Below are 314 nucleotides of genomic sequence, written 5' to 3'. Positions count from 1 at the left end.
CTGCAGCGCCTAGGCGCGCTCAAGGCGCGGATGCGCGAGGCCCTGCAGTCGTTTGAGGGCGAGCCGATCGTCACCTTCCACGAGGCGTTTGACTACTTTGCCGAGGAGTTCGGCCTGCGCGTGGTGGCCGTGATCGGGGAGGAGCCGGGCGACGCGCCCTCGGCGCGCGAGATGGCGGAGGTCGCGGACAAAATCCGGGCGGAACACGTGCGCGCGCTGTTTGCCGAGCCGCAGTATGAGGACCTCTCGGCAAAGCTGCTGTCCCGGGAAACCGGCGTGCCGATGTATGTGCTGGACCCGGTCGTGTCGGGCGA

Annotated in this window: 1 protein-coding gene; it reads left to right on the top strand. The window is 68.5% G+C overall.

The window, feature by feature from the left end; all coding sequences use genetic code 11:
• Positions 1 to 30 precede the first annotated feature (30 nt).
• A partial coding sequence (locus ACMUOY_RS20820; RefSeq protein WP_413894608.1) for a metal ABC transporter substrate-binding protein occupies positions 31 to 314 on the top strand: 284 nt, incomplete at its 3' end.

Origin of the sequence: Candidatus Skiveiella danica (assembly GCF_022705245.1) — a bacterium.
Lineage (GTDB): Bacteria > Pseudomonadota > Gammaproteobacteria > Burkholderiales > Burkholderiaceae_C > Skiveiella > Skiveiella danica.
Note: the sequence above shows the minus strand (reverse complement) of the source record. Positions and strands in the feature narration are given on the sequence as shown.